We start from the raw sequence: 16330 nt of genomic DNA, 5'->3' as shown, positions 1-16330 counted from the left end.
TATGTTCATTGCGCACGGCGGGCGGAATCAGCCCGCGTTCCACAGTGATAGGTGGTGTCCTGCGTGACGACTTCGGTCGACCCCATCGAGATGCATTCGCGTGGCGACGGCTCCCCGGCGCGGCAGAGCCTCGCCCCGGCGGCGGCCCGGCAGCTGGCGACCACGACCAAGACGCCGCCGCAGATGCAGTCCATCACCTCGCGCTGGCTGCTGCGCGTCCTGCCGTGGGTGCAGGTGTCGGGCGGCACCTTCCGGGTCAACCGCCGGCTCACCCACACCCTGGGCGACGGCCGGGTGGAGTTCACCACCACCGGTGCCGAGGTGGCCGTCATCCCCGAGGAGCTACGGGAGCTGCCGCCGCTGCGCGGCTTCACCGACTCCGAGGTCCTGGCCCGGCTCGCCGGCCGGTGCGTGCAGCGCGACTTCGGGCCGGACGAGGTCGTCGTCGAGGCCGGAAGCCCGGTCGACCACGTCGTCCTGATCGCCCACGGCAAACTGCGCAAGCTGGGCAGCGGACTGTACGACGAGGAGACGGAGCTGGGCGTCCTGGCCGGGGGCGACCACGTCGGCTCCCACCAGATCGCCGCCGAGACCCCGGGCGCCTGGGAATTCACCCTCCGATCGCTCACCAGCGGCACCGTCCTGCTGCTGCCGCGCGACGCCGTCGGCGAGACCGCGGACCGGGCCCCCGCCCTGCGCGAGCACCTCGCCGCGTTCCGTGGCGAGGCGCCCGGCCGGCACAACGCCGACGGGGAGCGGGCCATCGAACTGGCCGCCGGCCACACGGGGGAGCCGGCCCTGCCGGGCACGTTCGTCGACTACGACTCCGCGCCGCGCGAGTACGAGCTGAGTGTGGCGCAGACCGTGCTGCGGGTGCACAGCCGCGTCGCCGACCTCTACAACGAGCCGATGAACCAGCTGGAGGAGCAGCTCCGGCTCACGGTGCAGGCCCTGCGGGAGCGGCAGGAGCACGAGCTGGTCAACAACCGGGACTTCGGGCTGCTGCACAACGCCGACCTCGGCCAGCGCGTGCACACCCGCACCGGACCGCCCACCCCGGACGACCTGGACGAGCTCCTCGCGACGGTCTGGAAGGACCCGGACGTGATCCTGGCGCACCCCAGGGCCATCGCCGCCTTCGGGCGGGAGTGCAGTCGCCGCGGCCTGTACCCGGGGACCGTGGACATGAGGGGCCACCAGGTCCCCGCCTGGCGGGGCGTACCCGTTCTGCCCTGCAACAAGATCCCGGTCACCGCGCAGGGCAGCAGCTCCATTCTGGTCATGCGCACCGGCGAAAAGGCGCAGGGTGTCGTCGGATTGCACCGGACGGGAATTCCCGACGAGATCGAGCCCAGCCTCTCCGCCCGTTTCATGGGCATCAACGAAAAGGCCGTCATCTCCTATCTCGTCAGCGCCTATTTCTCGGCGGCGGTGCTCGTTCCCGACGCGCTCGGAATTCTCCAGGACGTCGAGGTCGGGCACTGACCGTGTCCGGATGTGACGCACCCGACCACCCGCGAACGAAGGCCCACACGGAATGACGACCACCGACACGAACCCGACGAGTCTGGCCACCGCGGCGGCGCGGCAGCTGGCGACCACGACCAAGACGCCGCCGCAGATGCAGTCCATCTCCTCGCGGTGGCTGCTGAAGATCCTTCCCTGGGTGCAGGTGTCCGCCGGGACCTACCGGGTGAACCGGCGTCTGTGCCACACCCTCGGCAACGGGCGCATGGAGTTCCTGGTCACGGGACGGGAGGCGCGGGTCATTCCCGCCGAGCTCACCGAGATGCCGGCCCTGTCCGGTTTCGAGGGCGACGAGCTGGCCGCCCTGGCCGACCGCTGTGTCCAGCGGGAGTACAGCCCGGGGGAGTTGCTGGCCGAGCAGAACCAGCCGGTGGAGGAGGTGCTGCTCATCGTCCACGGTAAGGTCGGCAAGGTCGCGGCGGGCGCCTACGACGCCGAGAGCGACCTCGGGCGGCTGGCCGACGGCGCATGGGCGGGGGACCACGCCCTGGCCACCGAGGCCGGCACCTGGGACCACAGCCTGCGCGCCCTCACCCGGTGCACCGTGCTGGCCCTGCCGCTGGGGGAGTTCCGCACCGTCGTCGACGGATCGCCGGCGCTGCGTGAGCACCTGGACCGCCGGTCGCGGCCGGCGATCCCGAAACAGAACAAGCGGGGCGAGGCCGAGATCGAGCTGGCGTCCGGACACGACGGGGAGCCGGTGCTGCCGGGCACGTTCGTGGACTACGAGATCGCGCCGCGCGAGTACGAGCTGAGTGTGGCGCAGACGGTGCTGCGGGTGCACAGCCGGGTCGCCGACCTCTACAACGAGCCGATGGACCAGGTCGCCGAGCAACTGCGGCTCACCGTGGAGGCGTTGCGCGAGCGGCAGGAGCACGAGCTGCTCAACAACCGGGACTTCGGGCTGCTCCACAACGCCGACCCGCGCCAGCGCCTGCACACCCGCACCGGGCCGCCCACGCCGGACGACCTCGACGAACTGATCTCACGGCGGCGCAAGACCCAGTTCCTCCTGGCCCACCCCCGGGCCATCGCGGCGATCGGTCAGGAGTGCACGGCCCGGGGCCTGTACCCGGGGGAGACCGAGTCGCACGGCAGCACCGTACGCGCGTGGCGCGGCATTCCGCTCCTGCCGTGCAGCAAGATCCCCATCACCCCCGAGAACACCACCTCCGTCCTGGCCCTGCGCGTCGGGGAGGAGAACCAGGGCGTCGTCGGCCTCCACCAGAGGGGCATCCCGGACGAGCTGGAGCCCAGCCTCAACGCCCGCTTCATGGGTGTCAACGACCAGGCGGTGATCTCCTACCTCGTCAGCGCCTACTTCTCGGCGGCCGTCCTCGTCCCGGACGCCCTCGGCATCCTGGAGGACGTCCAGCTCTGACCGCCCGCGTGCGGTGGCCCGGCACTCCGCCGCGGCCACCGCACGCGCGCTCAGCGCTCGGCGGCCCCGTCGGGCCACCGCCAGCCCGTGACCTCCGGGAGGTCCGTCCCGTGCTCGCGGACCCAGGCGTGGTGGCGGTGGCGCACGTCGGCCATGGCCTGCCGCACGCCCGCCGCCCGGCCCACCAGCCCCGGCACGCGGTCGATGACGTCCATCGCCAGTCGGTACCGGTCCAGGCCGTTGCGCACGACCATGTCGAAAGGTGTGGTGGTCGCCCCCGACTCACGGTAGCCGTGCACGTGGAAGCGCTCGTCGGCGTTCCTGCCGTGCAGGAGCCGGTGAATCAGCCACGGGTACCCGTGGTACGCGAAGACCACCGGCCGGGTGTCGGTGAACAGGGCGCGGAACGCGGCGTCCGCCATCCCGTGCGGATGCCGGTCGGCGGGAACGAGCCGCGCGAGGTCGACGACGTTGACCACGCGCACCGACAGCTCCGGCAGCCACCCGCGCAGCAGTGCGGCGGCGGCCATCGTCTCCTCGGTCGGGACGTCCCCGGCGCACGCCAGGACGACGTCCGGTTCCCGCTCGCCGGTCTCGGTGCCGGCCCACTCCCAGATCCCCGCGCCGCGTGCGCAGTGCTCGCGCGCCTCGGCGGGGCCGAGCCAGTCGAAGCACGGCTGCTTGCCCGCCACGACCACGTTCACCACGTCCGTGGTGCGCAGCACGTGGTCGAAGACGCACAGCAGGGTGTTGGTGTCCGGCGGCAGGTACGCCCGCACCACCTCCGGGCTCTTGTTGAGGACGTGGTCCACGAAGCCGGGGTCCTGGTGCGAGAAGCCGTTGTGGTCCTGTCGCCACACGTGCGAGGTCAGCAGGTAGGTCAGCCCGGAGACGGGGGCGCGCCACGGCACCTCCCGGGCGCTCTGCAGCCACTTCGCGTGCTGCGTGGCCATGTCGGCCACGATCCCGGCGAACGCCTCGTAGCTGGCGAAGACGCCGTGCCGCCCGGTGAGCAGGTAGCCCTCCAACCAGCCCTGGCACAGGTGCTCCGAGAGGACCTCCATCGCCCGGCCGTGCCGGCCGAGGTGCTCGTCCGTCTCCCGAAGGCCGGCCTGCCAGGCGCGCGGCGACGCGTCGTAGACGGCTCCGAGGCGGTTGGAGTCCAGCTCGTCCGGGGACAGGACGCGGAAGTCCCTGCGGTCGGCGGTGGCGTCCAGGACGTGGCGCAGCAGGCCGCCCAGCACCCGGGTCGGCTCGTGGCGGTCCCGGCCGCGCTCCTCGGCGGGCACGGCGTACGCCGACGGGTCCGGCAGCGGCAGCGAGCGCCGCAACCGACCCCCGTCGGCGTACGGGGTCGCACCGAGCCGCAGGTCGCCCCGCGGCACCCAGGCCAGCACCTCGGGCCGGGGGCGGCCGTCGGTGTCGAAGAGCTCGGCGGGCCGGTAGGAGCGCAGCCACGCGTCGAGCGCCCGCAGATGTGCCGGATCCTCCCGCACCGCCGACAGCGGGATCTGGTGGGACCGCCAGGTGTCCTCGACCGGGACGCCGTCCACGGTGTCCGGCCCCGTCCAGCCCTTGGGGGTGCGCAGGACGATCGCCGGCCAGCGCGGGCGGGCGGTGACGCCGTCTTGCCGGGCGGCCCGCTGGTGGGCGGCGATGCGGTCCGCGGCGGTGTCCAGGGCCTCCGCGAGGGCCCGGTGGACGTCGCACGGAGCGCTGTCCGGCGTCGCGGTGACGAACAGCGGCTCGTGTCCGTAGCCGCGCAGCAGGTCCCCCAGCTCCTCCTCGGGGATGCGGGACAGCACGGTGGGCCCGGCGATCTTGTAGCCGTTCAGGTGCAGGATCGGCAGCACCGCGCCGTCGTGCACCGGGTCGAGGAACTTGTTGGCGTGCCAGGAGGCGGCGAGGGGTCCCGTCTCCGCCTCGCCGTCGCCGATGACGCAGACGGCGAGCAGGTCGGGATGGTCGTAGGCGGCGCCGTAGGCGTGCGACAGGCAGTGCCCCAGCTCTCCGCCCTCCTGGAGTGAGCCCGGGACGGCGTGGCCGGTGTGGCTGCCGAGGCCGCCGGGGTGGGAGAACCGGCGGAACAGGTGTGCCATGCCGTCGCCGTCACGGGCGGCGTCCGGGTCCCGTTCGCCGAACGTCCCGTCGAGCCACGCGCCCGCCAGGACTCCGGCCGCGCCGTGGCCCGGCCCCCACACGCACAGCGTCCGCCGGCCGCGCTCGCTGATCAGCCGGTTGAGGTGGGTGTAGACCAGGGTCAGTCCGGGGCACGTGCCCCAGTGCCCGAGGAGCCGCGCCTTGACGTGTTCGGGGCGCAGGTCCTCCCGCAGCAGCGGGTTCCCCCTGAGATACAGCTGTCCGGCCGCGAGGTAGTTCGCAGCGCGCCAGTGCGCATCGAGCTGCTCGCAAGCGCGTTCGGTGAGACGATGGATGCCTGTCATGGGCCCTCCGGCGAAGGGGTGTGCGTCACGGCGGTTCCGGAGCGGGTTACCGCGCTGCTCCGGCCCACACACCCGCCTCCGCGCGAGCCGCGACCGGGGCAGGCCCGGCCAGGCGCAGGTCCGGCGAGGCGAGGAGGCCCAGCGATGCGGACGATGACCGGACTGCTCGGCTCACTGCCGCCGGGCCACAGCGAGCGACTCCGTGCCCTCGGTCGCCCCGTCTCCTTCCCGGCCGGGGCACGCCTCTTCGAGGAGGGGGCCAGGGCGGATCGGTTCTGGATCATCCACACCGGGTCCGTCACCCTCGACCAGCACATTCCCGGCCGGCGTCCGCAGGCGGTGGAGACCGTCGGGCACGGCGAACTGCTGGGCTGGTCCTGGCTCTTCCGCCCGTACACCTGGCACATGGGCGGCGAGGCGGGCAGCCCGGTGCGCGCACTGGAGTTCGACGCGGCCGAGGTGCGCGGGCTGTGCCAGGAGGACCACGAACTGGGCTACGCGCTGGCGCTGGCCGTCGGTGAGATCATCTCGCACCGCCTCCAGCGCTCCCGCGCCCGGCTCCTGGAGGCCTTCGGGCCGTACGGCTCGGGCTGATCCGCCCGGCCGCGGCTCCCCGGCCACACCGACCCGAGCCGACGCCGCGGTGCTCACCGACTGGGTCAGCGGCCCCACGGCGAGGAGGACCCGGCCGCCTGGGAAGCACTCCTGGCCGTTCCCCGGCGGCCGGGTGCCGGGCGCCTCAGCCGAGGACGCGCAGTTCGTCTCCGCGGCGCACCGTGCCCGCGGTCCGCGGGACCAGGTTCTGGCCGAAGATCAGCCGGTCCCCCGACCGGCGGTGGAGGGCCAGGGTGCGCAGCGGCTCCTTGCCCCGTCCGCCCGTCGCCTGGTCCGTGGTGGTGACCACACATCTCCCGCTCGGCCTGACCACCTCGAACTCCACCTCCCCCACCCGCAGGCGCCGCCAGCCGTCCTCCGCCCAGGGCGCCGTGCCCCCGACGACGAGGTTGGGCCGGAAGCGGTTCATGGGCAGCGGGCCCTCGTCCGCGTGATCCCCCTCGGCGATCAGGGAGTTGAGCGCCTCCAGGGACGACTCGGCGGTCAGCAGCAGCGGATAGCCGTCGGCGAAACTCACCGTGTCCTGTGGGCGTCCGAAGCGGGGATCGACCGAGCGGTCCCGTTCCGGGGCCGTCATCCGGACCAGCCGTACCGGCGTGCCGATGTACCGGGACAGCCACGCGTCGGCCCGCGCGCCGGCACTCCCGGCCCGCACCGGGCTCCCGAAGACCGTCACGTCGAGCGCCGCTCCGGCCGGCCCGGGCGCGTCCACCGTGAGCCGCGGCATCCCCGGGGCGTCCAGCGACACCCCGCCCTCCGCACGCTCGAGTGCCACGACGAGGGCGAGGCGGGGTGCGTCCCGCTGCGTCAGCTGACGGCCCTCCCGCACCACCATCCAGCGGCGGTCACCGGCCAGCCCCCACGGTTCGACCTCGGCTTCCCGTCGGGTGGTACCGGCCAGCGACTTCACCGGATAGACGTGCAGCGCGGTCAGTATCGGTGTCGGCATGGTGACATCGTGCCACCCCGCCGCACTCAACCCACCGCCTCGGCGGGGCCGTTGCGGTGCGCGGGAGGGTCAGTAACCGGCCCCCGGGTACGCGCGCCCGTACGGGTCGCCGTACGCACCCGGCGCGCTCGGTGCCGGCATCTGCCGGGGCGCCGCCGGACGCGGGGCGACCGGCCGCATCTGCGGCTGCTGCTGGTAGGGCTGCTGTCCGTAGCCGGGGCCGCCGTGCTGCGGGCCGGGATGGCCGTAGCCGCGTTCCCCGGTGTTCTGCTGCGGGACGAACGGCGCGGGCGCCTGGTGCAGGGGGGCGGGCTGCGGCGCGCCCGGCTGGGGGGCCGCGGCCTGCGGGTGGCCGTAGCCGCGTGGCGCGGTGTGCTGGGCGCCGGAACCGGCGGCCAGCGCCGGCAGGGCGGCGGGCAGAGCGGGCAGGTGGCCACCGGTGTCGTACGCGGCCGGCACGCGGATGGGGGCTATCTGCGGTGTGCCCCGCTCAGCCACGAGGCTGTCGTAGATCGGGGTGTCAGCAAAGGCGGGGGCACCGTAGTAGCCACCACCGTAGGTGCTGCGGGGGGAGGGGGAGGTCATGCTCCATAAGTTAAGCCGAAGATGTGCCGTCTGAGGAGCCTGGTAAGGGGGCATTTTACGAGGTCTGGAGAGTCGGCCTCTGCTACATCTGAGCGAACCGGGGAAAATCGGTCATCCCGTTCCGTAGGGATGTTGTAAAGAGTCGATCTTCCTGCGGTAACGCGCGGAACCCCGCACCCGCGGTGTCCGCTCCCCGGCCGGGCGGTGGCCGTCCCGGCGCCCTCGGGCCCGCATCCGCGCGGCGTGCCCCGAGCGGCACCTGCCACCGCGCCCCGGCGTTCTCCGCGTACGCTTCTCCGCGTGAAGATCGCACTCGTCGACTCCGGAATCGGGCTCCTCCCCGCCGCCGCCGCGGTGCGCCGGGCACGCCCGGACGCCGGGCTCATCCTGTCCAGCGACCCGGACGGCATGCCCTGGGGTCCGCGAACCGCGCACGACATCGCCACGCGCGCCCTCGCCTGCGCCCGCGCCGCCGCCGAACTGGACCCCGACGCGCTGATCGTCGCCTGCAACACCGCCTCCGTCCACGCCCTGCCGGCCCTGCGCGCCGCGCTGGAACCCGCCCTGCCCGTGATCGGAACCGTCCCGGCCGTCAAGCCGGCGGTGGCCGCCGGGGGGCCCGTCGCCGTGTGGGCCACCCCCGCCACCACCGGGAGCCCCTACCAGCGGCGGCTGATCGCCGACTTCGCCGACGGCGTCGACGTCACGGAGGTGCCCTGCCACGGCCTGGCCGACGCCGTCGAACGCGCCGACGAGGCCGCCGTCGACCTCGCCGTACAGGCCGCCGCGGCGCTCACCCCGTCCGGGGTCCGCGCGGTCGTGCTCGGCTGCACCCACTACGAGCTGGTCGCCGGGCGCATCCTGGCGGCCGTGCGCACCCCGGGCGCCCCCGAGCCCGTGCTGCACGGCTCGGCGGAGGCCGTCGCCGCGCAGGCCCTGCGGCGCGTACGGCCCCGGAACGACGCCTCGGCGCCCGGGGAACCGTCGCTGGTGGTCCTGCGCAGCGGCCGCCGGGAGAGCCTGACCGACGCGGCGCTCGGCTACGCCGCCGGACGCGGCCTCGTCGTCCCGAGCCCCGCCTGACCGGGCGGCGCGTCCCGGCGCCCCGCTCCACCGCGCGGTGGACGGCGTAGGGTCGGCGCATGCCCGTGCCCGAGTTCATCCGCGCGTTGCGGGACGTCGTGGGGCAGCGCCTGCTCCCCCTCGTCGCCGTGACCGCGATCGTCCACGACGACGCGGGACATGTCCTGCTCGGACGGCGAGCCGACACCGGGCTGTGGTCCGTCATCAGCGGCATCTGCGAACCGGGGGAGCAGCCCGCCGAGACGGCCGTGCGCGAGGTCCTCGAAGAGACCGGCGTGCACTGCGTGCCGGAGCACCTCGTGCTCGTCGAGAGCAGGGAGCCCATGCGCTACCCGAACGGCGACGCCTGCCAGTTCCTCGACATCACGCTGCGCTGCCGTGCGGTGGGGGGCGAGGCACGGGTGAACGACGACGAGTCGCTGGAGGTCGGCTGGTTCGCCAGCGACGCCCTGCCGCCGCTTGAGGAGTTCGACCTCTTCCGCATCAACCAGGCCACCGGCGATGGCCCCGCCTGGTTCGCCCCCGCCCCGCCACGCTCCGCGCCCGGGTAGCGGGTCCCGCTCGCGGTCAGTCGTGCCGGTCTGCCCGCGGGGCGCCGTCCACCGTGGTCGGGGGAACGTCCTCGGTCTGCGACGGCTGGTCGTCCCGCATGGCGAACGACGCCAGGCAGACGATGAGTCCCACGCCGGCCGCGGCGAGAAACCCTGTCGCTATCGATGTCGCTCCGATCACCGGTCCTACGATCAGCGGTGCGATGAACTGACCCAGGAAGTTGGCGGTGCCCGACAGAGACATGACCTGTCCGCGGAGGGCGGGCGGGGCGGACTCTCCGATCATCATCGCCAGCGCCGGAACCGCGACACCGCTGCCCAGGCCGAACAGCACGGTGGCCAGGGTCAGCAGCGCGGGGTGCCCCGCCATGGCGATGATCAGCAGCGCGAGGGTCCACAGCGCGAGGGCCGCACGCAGCAGACTGACGTAGCCGAGTCGACCCTTCAACGTGGCGTAGCACAGGCCGACCAGACTCCCCGAGACCGACGTGCTCGTCACCACGAGGGAGATCACGAAAGGGTCGGCGGTGCCGAGCTCGGTGAGTCGTTGCGGAAGGAAGACCGCCAGTACGTACAGCAAGAAGGAACTGAAGAGGGAGAGCGCGTAGAGGGTCAGAAGACGGGGCTGTCGTCGGATGAATGCGATCGCCCCTGTGCCGGCCTGCCGCGGCGGAGGCGCCGTCCTCGGCAGCGTGGCCAGGACCGCGATGCCCAGGGGGATGCCGAGCAGGTACACGGCGAAGGGGCCGTGCCAGGACAAGGTCCCCAGCCCTCCACCGACGAGCGGCCAGACGATGCCGCCGAGGCTGATGGCGGTACCCCGCCATCCCGCCACCTTGTCGCGCATGGTGCCCCGGTAGAGCGCCAGCAACGCCACCGTGGTGCCGCTGAACAGGGCAGCGGCACCGACGCCGAACACGAACCGGCTGATGATCAGCGTGGTGTAGGACTCGATGAAGACGCCGGCGCCACCTGCGATCCCGTAGAGCACCAACCCGCCCGCCAGCGGTAACCGCACCCCCCAGCGGTCGATCGCCCACCCCACACAGGGGCTGACGATGGCGAGGGAGAGGCCGTGCGCAGTGAGGATCAGTCCAGCCTGCGTGCCACTGACCCCCAAATCGCCCCTGATGACGCTGACCACCGGTGCGATGACCGTTCCTGCCATGATCGTCAACGTCGAGCCGAGCAGCAGGACGAGCAGAGCTCCCCGGCCGGGGCCGAGGGATGTGGATGCGGCCGATGGTGAAGCTGGCGTATGCACGGACACTCCGTAGGCGATGCGGAAGAAGCGAATGGTCGGAAGGGCGGCCCCATGAAGTGCCGTGAGAGCCGAGACGGTGCGGAACTCAGCCGATCCGTGCGGTTCGCTCATCGACCGGGGAGACGGCAGACTGCTCGAGCATGGCCACTAGGGAGGCTGGAGGAGGCATGCTTTCCACCTCTAGACGCAGGCGCCGTGCCGCGCCGCGGACAACGGAGTCTTCTAGCGCGGACCGCACCACTTCGGCAAGTCCTCGGTGCTCGTGTCCGCTGTGCAGCTGTAGGGCCCCACCGTAGGTCGGCACGACTGCGTTTCGGTGAGCTCGGCTTCCTCCTGCCGGGAGAACGATCTGCGGCACGCCCGCGGCCATACAGTCGAGGGCGGTGGCTGCGTCCGCGCTATGGGCGACGGCGTCGCAGGTCGCGATCAGGGCAGCCACCGGAAAGCGGCCGACACGTGCGTCGAGCGGCAGGAATCCGCTGAACTCGTCCGGGCCCGACGTGCTCGCTATGAGGAGTTCGACATCAAGGTGAGCGGCTGCTTTGATCAGCCGCGTCGTGTGGTGGTGGGCGGCGGACACGCCGTCTGTCTCCGGGAGCACGAACAGTACGCGTGGGCGATCGCCCTTGAGGTGCATCCACGGTTCGACGAGCTGTTGCGTTCCGCAGATGATGTGGCGCATGGGGAGTGTCGGTTCGGCCCCCTGCTGACTTATGGAGCGCGGCATGACGCTGATCGTCGCCGTGAACCGCGTCCGGAAGTTCGGCCCCCCTGCCCGCAGCCTGTGTGCGAGGTCGGAAGCCTTGGCTTCCTCGACGCCTCGGGCCTCGTGGAGCCCTAAGGCCAGGTGCATCCATGGGAGCTCTTCGTGCCCCGCGAGGGGCCTCATCGTCGCAGCGGTGCAGGAGACGACAAGGTGTGGTGCCCATGAGTTCACGAGTTCGCTGAGTGATTCCGCCGGTTGCGTGGCGATTTCGGTCTGGGTGCGACTCGTCTCGGACGCCGGTCCAGTGGAAGCCGCAGTGTTGTGAGGGGGAGTGTCCCACCGAACCACAGGGGACGCCGGCAGACCGTAGGAGAGGATGAGGGGAACCGCGGAGGACGGACCGGCCATGATGACGTCGTGCCCTGCGTTGCGGGCGGCTTGGGCCAGCGGGGTACTGGCAGAGATCGCTCCCGGCCGGTGGTCAACCGCGAAAAGGATCCTCATAGGGCGATGCTGACGCACTCTTCTGGAGGACTGATCGCGTCTCGGTGGAGAGCACGTCTACGGAGCGGCCCGTCAGTGGTGCAACCAACGGGGTGGCCCGAGGGCACCTCTGCCGTGCTCCCGCCACCGGCCCAGGCGCGGTTCCCGACGGACTCCGCGACTGCGCCTCGAACGCGATTCGACTACCCCTTGCCAGCGTCAGACCCCCATGGCACACGTGGGAGGGATGGTGCCCGATGGCCGAGCATGACGCGCTTACCCCAGACGAGGTCGGCGAGTTCTACGATGACCGGGGCTGGCTCTGGGAAATCTTCATGGGGCAGAACCTGCACATCGGCTACTGGGATGACAAGAGTCCCGGAGTGGATCCGAAGGACCGCTTGACCGACGTGATGGTCGAGCGTGTGGGGATCGGGCCCGGACAACGATTACTGGATGTCGGGTGCGGTCGGGGCCGACCGGCGATTCGTCTGGCGAAGTCCACCGGCGCAAGCGTGAAGGGCATCACGGTGAGCGCGGATCAGGTGGAGGGCGCGACGCGGGAGGCCGAAGCAGCCGGAGTGGCTGAGCGGGTCGACTTCGAGCGGGCGGACGCAATGGCCCTGCCGTTCGGTGACGCCACGTTCGATGCCGTGTGGGCCATGGAGTGCGTGATGTATCTGACCGATCGGCAAAAGGCGATCGAAGAGATGCAGCGAGTCTTGGTGCCTGGCGGTGTGCTGGTTCTCTCGGACTACGCGGAAACGATGCCACTTTCCCCCGAATGGCGTGATGTCCTCGCCGAGAGCTTCACTGTGGACGCACTCCCCACACCACAGGACTACCTTCGGATGCTTACCTCTGCCGGTTTCACCGTGCAGCACGACGAGGACGCCGGATACCACCTGCGCAGGTCGGCCGCCCGGATCGACCGCACAGTCGAGGAGAACTATCACAAGGTCGTCTCCAAGGGCGGCGCCGAGTTCGCTGCCGAGTTCAAGGCCATGATCGGCAAGGTTGCTCAGTTGGAGCGGGATCTCCTGGGATATCGCATCATCACTGCGCTCAAGAGTGCCTGACCATGAGGGTTCTCTTCGTCGCTGGCGGGACTTCGGGAGTGATCTTCGGAATCGTTCCTCTGGCTCAGGAGATGCGCAACGCCGGCCATGAGGTGCTGATGGCCGCTCCGGAGAACTGCATGCCGACCATCATGAACGCGGCCCTGCCCGCTGTGCCGGTGTCCTCGAAAGCCATGCAGGAAGCGTTGGTCGACCGGCGGGGGGTGCGCGTTCCCATCCCGGAAGATCTCCACGAGCGGTACATCTTCAACGGACGAACCTTCGGCCGGTATGCGGCCTCCTGTCTCGAGGGACTGTTGGCGCTGGTCGACCGTTGGCCTCCTGACGTGGTGGTGGGCGGGGCCCTGGCCTTCGCCGCTCCGCTCGTGGCGGCCTATGCGGGCGTTCCCTATGTCAAGCAGGCCATCGACATGGGGGAGCCTCGGACCATCGATCTCGCCGCGGCTGCGGAGTTGGCCCCGGAGATGGAACAGTTGGGCCTCTACGACATGCCGCGGCCCGACTTGTTCATCGACATCTGCCCGCCCAGCCTGCGACCTTGGGACGCGCCGGTCGCCCAGTTGATGCGGTATGTGCCTTACTCGACCCAGCGACCTGTGCAGAGTTGGACGTACCGCAGGAGTGACAGACCGCGGGTCCTGGTCTCCGCAGGGAGCCGAGTGACACCCGACTCCGACTTCGGGATCCTGCGAGGACTCGTCGACAAAGTCTCTCAATTGGATGTCGAGGTCCTTGTCGCCGCTCCTGAGGACGTCGCTCAGCGGCTTCAGCCGCTTCCCCCTCATGTCCGGGCGGGGTGGATCCCCTTGCCCCAGGCGGCGCCGAAATGTGACCTCGTGGTACATCACGCCGGAGGGAATACGACGATGGGGTACGCCTCTTATGGTGTGCCGCAGATACTCGTGCCCTATCTGCCGTATTGCGTGGACTACAGCGAGCGCTTGAGTCGGTACGGTGCCGCGACGATGATCCTCCCTGAAGAAGACTCGGCGGAGAATATCGTGCAGGCCTGTGCCCGAGTGCTGACAGACCCGGCCTACCGGGAACGCGCTGCAGATCTCGCCGCCGAAATATCCGGCCTGCCGAATATGTTTGAAGTGGTCGGTACTGTGGAATCGCTGGTCGCCCGGCACGTCAAGGCCTGACTGTACAAGGAAGCTGCCATGCGACTGCTCTTCATAGCCACGCTCGCTAAAACTCTGCACGAGCTGACGGTCGGGACCGATCTCGCCGATCAGTTGAGCACTGTCGGAATCGAGTCGCATTTCGTCGTTGATGCGGGCAACGAGGACGCAATCCGGTCCGCCGGTTACCCTTACTCCCTGGTCCACGACGGCATGGGGCCGCGGGTGCGTGAGACTGTAGCGGCCGTGGTGCGTCGTGTGGCCCCGCGCGCCATCATACTCAGTGACTACCTCGGTCATTGGCTCCAGCACAGACTGAACTACGAAACCGATCCTTGGTATGTGTGTGACCTAGGCCCGCCGGTCGTACCCATCGATTTGTACGACCTCCCCCGTACCGGTCGCCGCGTGGAGGTACTCGGCCGAGTGGTCGACATCGACCGGCACGACGAGGACATGCCTACACGTCTCCTGCCCGTTCCCGTCAACCGCCCTCAGACGCCGTACAAGCGAGCCGGCCAGTTCGTGCTCCCCTACCGAGCCAATGGCGACATCGTTCCTTCGACAGCCGCTGAGCGATTCGAGGTGCGACGTTCGCTCGGTGCGGCGCCAGAGGAGCGTCTCCTGATGTTTCCTACACTTCCGTGGCAGCACGCGATGCGCACGCGAGCAGGCCCGGCGACTCGTGAACTCGCCGAGCGGGTGCCCCGGCTGTTCGGTCACTACCTCCGGCGCCTTCCCCAGCAGACCCGCTTCGTCATGACGGGCCCCTATCTGGAGGGTCTCGGCCTCCCCTCGGAACGGTGCCATGTGGAACCAGCTCCTACGGTGGCGCGGTACCACCAGATTCTCGGTGCGGTCGATGGGATTTCGTCGGTCTTCCTCACCTCCTACGCGCTGGAGCGGGCCATTCTTGCCGATGTGCCGGGCGTGCTGACCGTCAACTCTGTCAGAGCCGACGGGCCTGAGGACGTCATGGCACTGAAGGGTCGATTGGGTGGGCCGACATCCGCCGTGCACAGCTGGCTGAACTCCTTCCCCGGGCCCGTACCTCCCTTCTACGCCTGGCCGCTTCGGTGGACCGCCTTCCTGCGGGGGATGCTGCGAGACAATCCCTTCACTGAGACCGTCCTGCTCACCGAACTCCTCGACGAGGAGGCGGTCGTCGGGGGGCTCGAGGCAGTGCTGTACGACATCGGTACGCGAGAACGACTCGCCGAAATGCGAGCACGCTATCGCGACGCCATGGGCGGGCTCCCTCCTGTCGCGGAGGCCTTCCTGTCAGCCATTGAGACGGGGGTGTAGCCCGCCGAGCCGGTTCGCCACGCCTTCCGTGACCTCGTACGCACTCCCCAAAGGAACTAGCCGATGGTCCACGTATCCTCTCTCGCCTCGCCCGCCTCCGCAGCGGACGCTACCGCTGTTGCCGCTCGGTACGCGGATGTAGCTGACACCGAACGCCGCCTGGCACCGCCCGTCGTCGAGGCCGTGGTGAATGCTGGCTTTCCCGCGCACTTCGCACCAGTTGTCCATGGTGGCGCGGAAGGTGATTTCGCGACTCTTCTCACCTCGGTGGCGACGGTGGGGCGGGGCTGCACGTCTGCGGCGTGGTGTGCTTCCGTCATCGCGAGCGCCGGACGCCTGGTCGCCGCGCTTCCGGCCCCGGGCCCCGAAGACGTTTGGGAGAAAGGGGCGAGCACCGTCATCAGCGCGGGTCTCGCACCGACGGGCACGGCGCGACCGGTGCGGGGAGGGTGGCGGGTTAGCGGCGGTTGGGCGTACGTCAGTGCTGTGGACTTCGCAGACTGGGCGCTGCTGGCCGCGCGGGTGCCCGAGCACCGAGGGGGCGCCGCCCACGTGCGGGTATGTGCCGTTCCCCGCTCCGACTACCGAGTCGAGGACACATGGCGCACCATCGGTCTACGGGGGACCGGCAGCCACACGGTGACACTCGACTCCGTCCTGGTACCGGAGTACCGCTCCTTGCCTTTGGACGTCCTGTTGGCCGGCTCGGCTCCTGGGGAGTCATCGGCATGCCACCGGATTCCGTTGAAGGCGGCGAACGGTCTTACGCTTGCCGCCCCGCTGCTCGGCTCGGCGCGTGCGGCCTTGTCCCGTTGGTGGCAGATCGTCGGCAGCAAGGTCACGGCCTCGAGGGAAGGTGTCACTCCGCCTGCGGAAGCCGCCCCCTTCGAGCATCAGTATGCGCGGGCTGAGGGAGAGATCGATGCTGCCCTTCTTCTGCTGGAAAGTGTGGCACGGCGTGTCGATGAGGCGCACTGGTCTGCTCACACCATTGCCCGCAACGGACGTGACTGCGCCTTAGCTGCAGACCTTCTGGCCGGCACTGTGGGGAAGCTCGTGCGCACGGCGGGGACCCGTGCACAGGACGAGTCTGAGGAACTGCAACGTCGGTGGCGGGACGTGACCTGCGGTGCGGGACACAGCGGCTTGCAGTTCCCTCCCGCAGCCACCGCCTACGTGCGTTTCATGACCGGATGGGAACCACCGCGCACCCCGTGAGACGAGGAGCTGAAGC

At 70.5% G+C, this 16330-nt stretch carries 14 protein-coding genes; 9 read left to right on the top strand and 5 right to left on the bottom strand.

The features are described 5' to 3' along the window. The first annotated feature begins 63 nt into the window (after window positions 1-63). Together IF129_RS05550 and IF129_RS05545 are read left to right on the top strand one after the other, a co-directional pair. Window positions 64-1485, top strand: a complete 1422-nt coding sequence (locus IF129_RS05550; RefSeq protein WP_381480545.1) for a family 2B encapsulin nanocompartment shell protein — start codon at window positions 64-66, stop codon at window positions 1483-1485. Between the two features lie 52 nt (window positions 1486-1537). Further along, a complete protein-coding gene (locus tag IF129_RS05545; RefSeq protein WP_191208344.1) occupies window positions 1538-2908 on the top strand; it encodes a family 2B encapsulin nanocompartment shell protein in 1371 nt (456 codons plus the stop codon). A 50-nt stretch (window positions 2909-2958) separates the two neighbouring features. Here the strand turns inward: IF129_RS05545 and IF129_RS05540 are convergent, their stop codons facing one another. Beyond that, complete coding sequence (locus IF129_RS05540) at window positions 2959-5352, bottom strand: phosphoketolase family protein (protein ID WP_191208343.1); 2394 nt, start codon at window positions 5350-5352, stop codon at window positions 2959-2961. Between the two features lie 144 nt (window positions 5353-5496). On the opposite strand from IF129_RS05540, the gene IF129_RS05535 reads away from it, so the two are divergent. Then, on the top strand, window positions 5497-5946 hold the full coding sequence (locus tag IF129_RS05535) for a Crp/Fnr family transcriptional regulator (RefSeq protein WP_191208342.1): 450 nt from the start codon (window positions 5497-5499) through the stop codon (window positions 5944-5946). Window positions 5947-6091: 145 nt separating this feature from the next. On the opposite strand, the gene IF129_RS05530 is transcribed toward IF129_RS05535, so the two are convergent. Both IF129_RS05530 and IF129_RS05525 read right to left on the bottom strand, forming a co-directional pair. Next, a complete protein-coding gene (locus IF129_RS05530) occupies window positions 6092-6916 on the bottom strand; it encodes an MOSC domain-containing protein (RefSeq protein ID WP_191208341.1) in 825 nt (274 codons plus the stop codon). A 69-nt stretch (window positions 6917-6985) separates the two neighbouring features. Beyond that, entirely contained in the window at window positions 6986-7501 is a 516-nt protein-coding gene (locus IF129_RS05525; protein ID WP_191208340.1) for a DUF6643 family protein, read from the bottom strand. A 300-nt stretch (window positions 7502-7801) separates the two neighbouring features. Here IF129_RS05525 and IF129_RS05520 point away from each other — a divergent pair, with 300 nt between their 5' ends. Together IF129_RS05520 and IF129_RS05515 are read left to right on the top strand one after the other, a co-directional pair. After that, window positions 7802-8584: a glutamate racemase gene (locus IF129_RS05520; RefSeq protein WP_191208339.1), complete on the top strand. Its 783-nt coding sequence runs from the start codon at window positions 7802-7804 to the stop codon at window positions 8582-8584. Window positions 8585-8643: 59 nt separating this feature from the next. Continuing rightward, window positions 8644-9135 carry an NUDIX hydrolase gene (locus IF129_RS05515; RefSeq protein WP_191208338.1) on the top strand — a complete coding sequence of 164 codons (492 nt, stop codon included), beginning with the start codon at window positions 8644-8646 and terminating at the stop codon, window positions 9133-9135. A 16-nt stretch (window positions 9136-9151) separates the two neighbouring features. Here the strand turns inward: IF129_RS05515 and IF129_RS05510 are convergent, their stop codons facing one another. Both IF129_RS05510 and IF129_RS05505 read right to left on the bottom strand, forming a co-directional pair. Continuing rightward, window positions 9152-10510, bottom strand: coding sequence for an MFS transporter (locus IF129_RS05510; protein WP_191208337.1), 1359 nt, complete (start codon window positions 10508-10510; stop codon window positions 9152-9154). Continuing rightward, window positions 10485-11081 carry a glycosyltransferase gene (locus tag IF129_RS05505; protein ID WP_381480541.1) on the bottom strand — a complete coding sequence of 199 codons (597 nt, stop codon included), beginning with the start codon at window positions 11079-11081 and terminating at the stop codon, window positions 10485-10487. Before IF129_RS05505 ends, IF129_RS05510 begins: the two co-directional genes overlap by 26 nt. Before the next feature lie 764 nt (window positions 11082-11845). On the opposite strand from IF129_RS05505, the gene IF129_RS05500 reads away from it, so the two are divergent. The 4 genes from IF129_RS05500 (at window position 11846) to IF129_RS26880 (ending at window position 16314) form a co-directional block, all read left to right on the top strand. Next, on the top strand, window positions 11846-12667 hold the full coding sequence (locus IF129_RS05500) for a methyltransferase domain-containing protein (protein WP_191208335.1): 822 nt from the start codon (window positions 11846-11848) through the stop codon (window positions 12665-12667). 38 nt (window positions 12668-12705) lie between these two features. Beyond that, a complete protein-coding gene (locus IF129_RS26885) occupies window positions 12706-13812 on the top strand; it encodes a glycosyltransferase (RefSeq protein ID WP_318153568.1) in 1107 nt (368 codons plus the stop codon). A gap of 18 nt (window positions 13813-13830) precedes the next feature. Then, the gene (locus IF129_RS26150; RefSeq protein WP_224754479.1) at window positions 13831-15096 is read left to right on the top strand and encodes a DUF6365 family protein; all 1266 of its coding nucleotides are present in this window, start codon (window positions 13831-13833) and stop codon (window positions 15094-15096) included. Between the two features lie 486 nt (window positions 15097-15582). Beyond that, window positions 15583-16314 carry an acyl-CoA dehydrogenase family protein gene (locus tag IF129_RS26880; protein ID WP_318153566.1) on the top strand — a complete coding sequence of 244 codons (732 nt, stop codon included), beginning with the start codon at window positions 15583-15585 and terminating at the stop codon, window positions 16312-16314. Window positions 16315-16330 lie beyond the last annotated feature (16 nt).

Origin of the sequence: Streptomyces chumphonensis (genome assembly GCF_014779715.1) — a bacterium.
GTDB classification, from domain to species: Bacteria; Actinomycetota; Actinomycetes; order Streptomycetales; family Streptomycetaceae; genus Streptomyces; species Streptomyces chumphonensis.
Note: the sequence above shows the minus strand (reverse complement) of the source record. Positions and strands in the feature narration are given on the sequence as shown.

Coding starts and splice junctions, on each gene's coding strand:
- IF129_RS05540 (WP_191208343.1), bottom strand. CDS start 5,352: ATGACAGGCATCCATCGTCTCACCGAACGCGCTTGCGAGCAGCTCGAT.
- IF129_RS05535 (WP_191208342.1), top strand. CDS start 5,497: ATGCGGACGATGACCGGACTGCTCGGCTCACTGCCGCCGGGCCACAGC.
- IF129_RS05500 (WP_191208335.1), top strand. CDS start 11,846: ATGGCCGAGCATGACGCGCTTACCCCAGACGAGGTCGGCGAGTTCTAC.
- IF129_RS05530 (WP_191208341.1), bottom strand. CDS start 6,916: ATGCCGACACCGATACTGACCGCGCTGCACGTCTATCCGGTGAAGTCG.
- IF129_RS05545 (WP_191208344.1), top strand. CDS start 1,538: ATGACGACCACCGACACGAACCCGACGAGTCTGGCCACCGCGGCGGCG.
- IF129_RS05505 (WP_381480541.1), bottom strand. CDS start 11,081: ATGCGCCACATCATCTGCGGAACGCAACAGCTCGTCGAACCGTGGATG.
- IF129_RS05510 (WP_191208337.1), bottom strand. CDS start 10,510: ATGAGCGAACCGCACGGATCGGCTGAGTTCCGCACCGTCTCGGCTCTC.
- IF129_RS05525 (WP_191208340.1), bottom strand. CDS start 7,501: ATGACCTCCCCCTCCCCCCGCAGCACCTACGGTGGTGGCTACTACGGT.
- IF129_RS05515 (WP_191208338.1), top strand. CDS start 8,644: ATGCCCGTGCCCGAGTTCATCCGCGCGTTGCGGGACGTCGTGGGGCAG.
- IF129_RS26150 (WP_224754479.1), top strand. CDS start 13,831: ATGCGACTGCTCTTCATAGCCACGCTCGCTAAAACTCTGCACGAGCTG.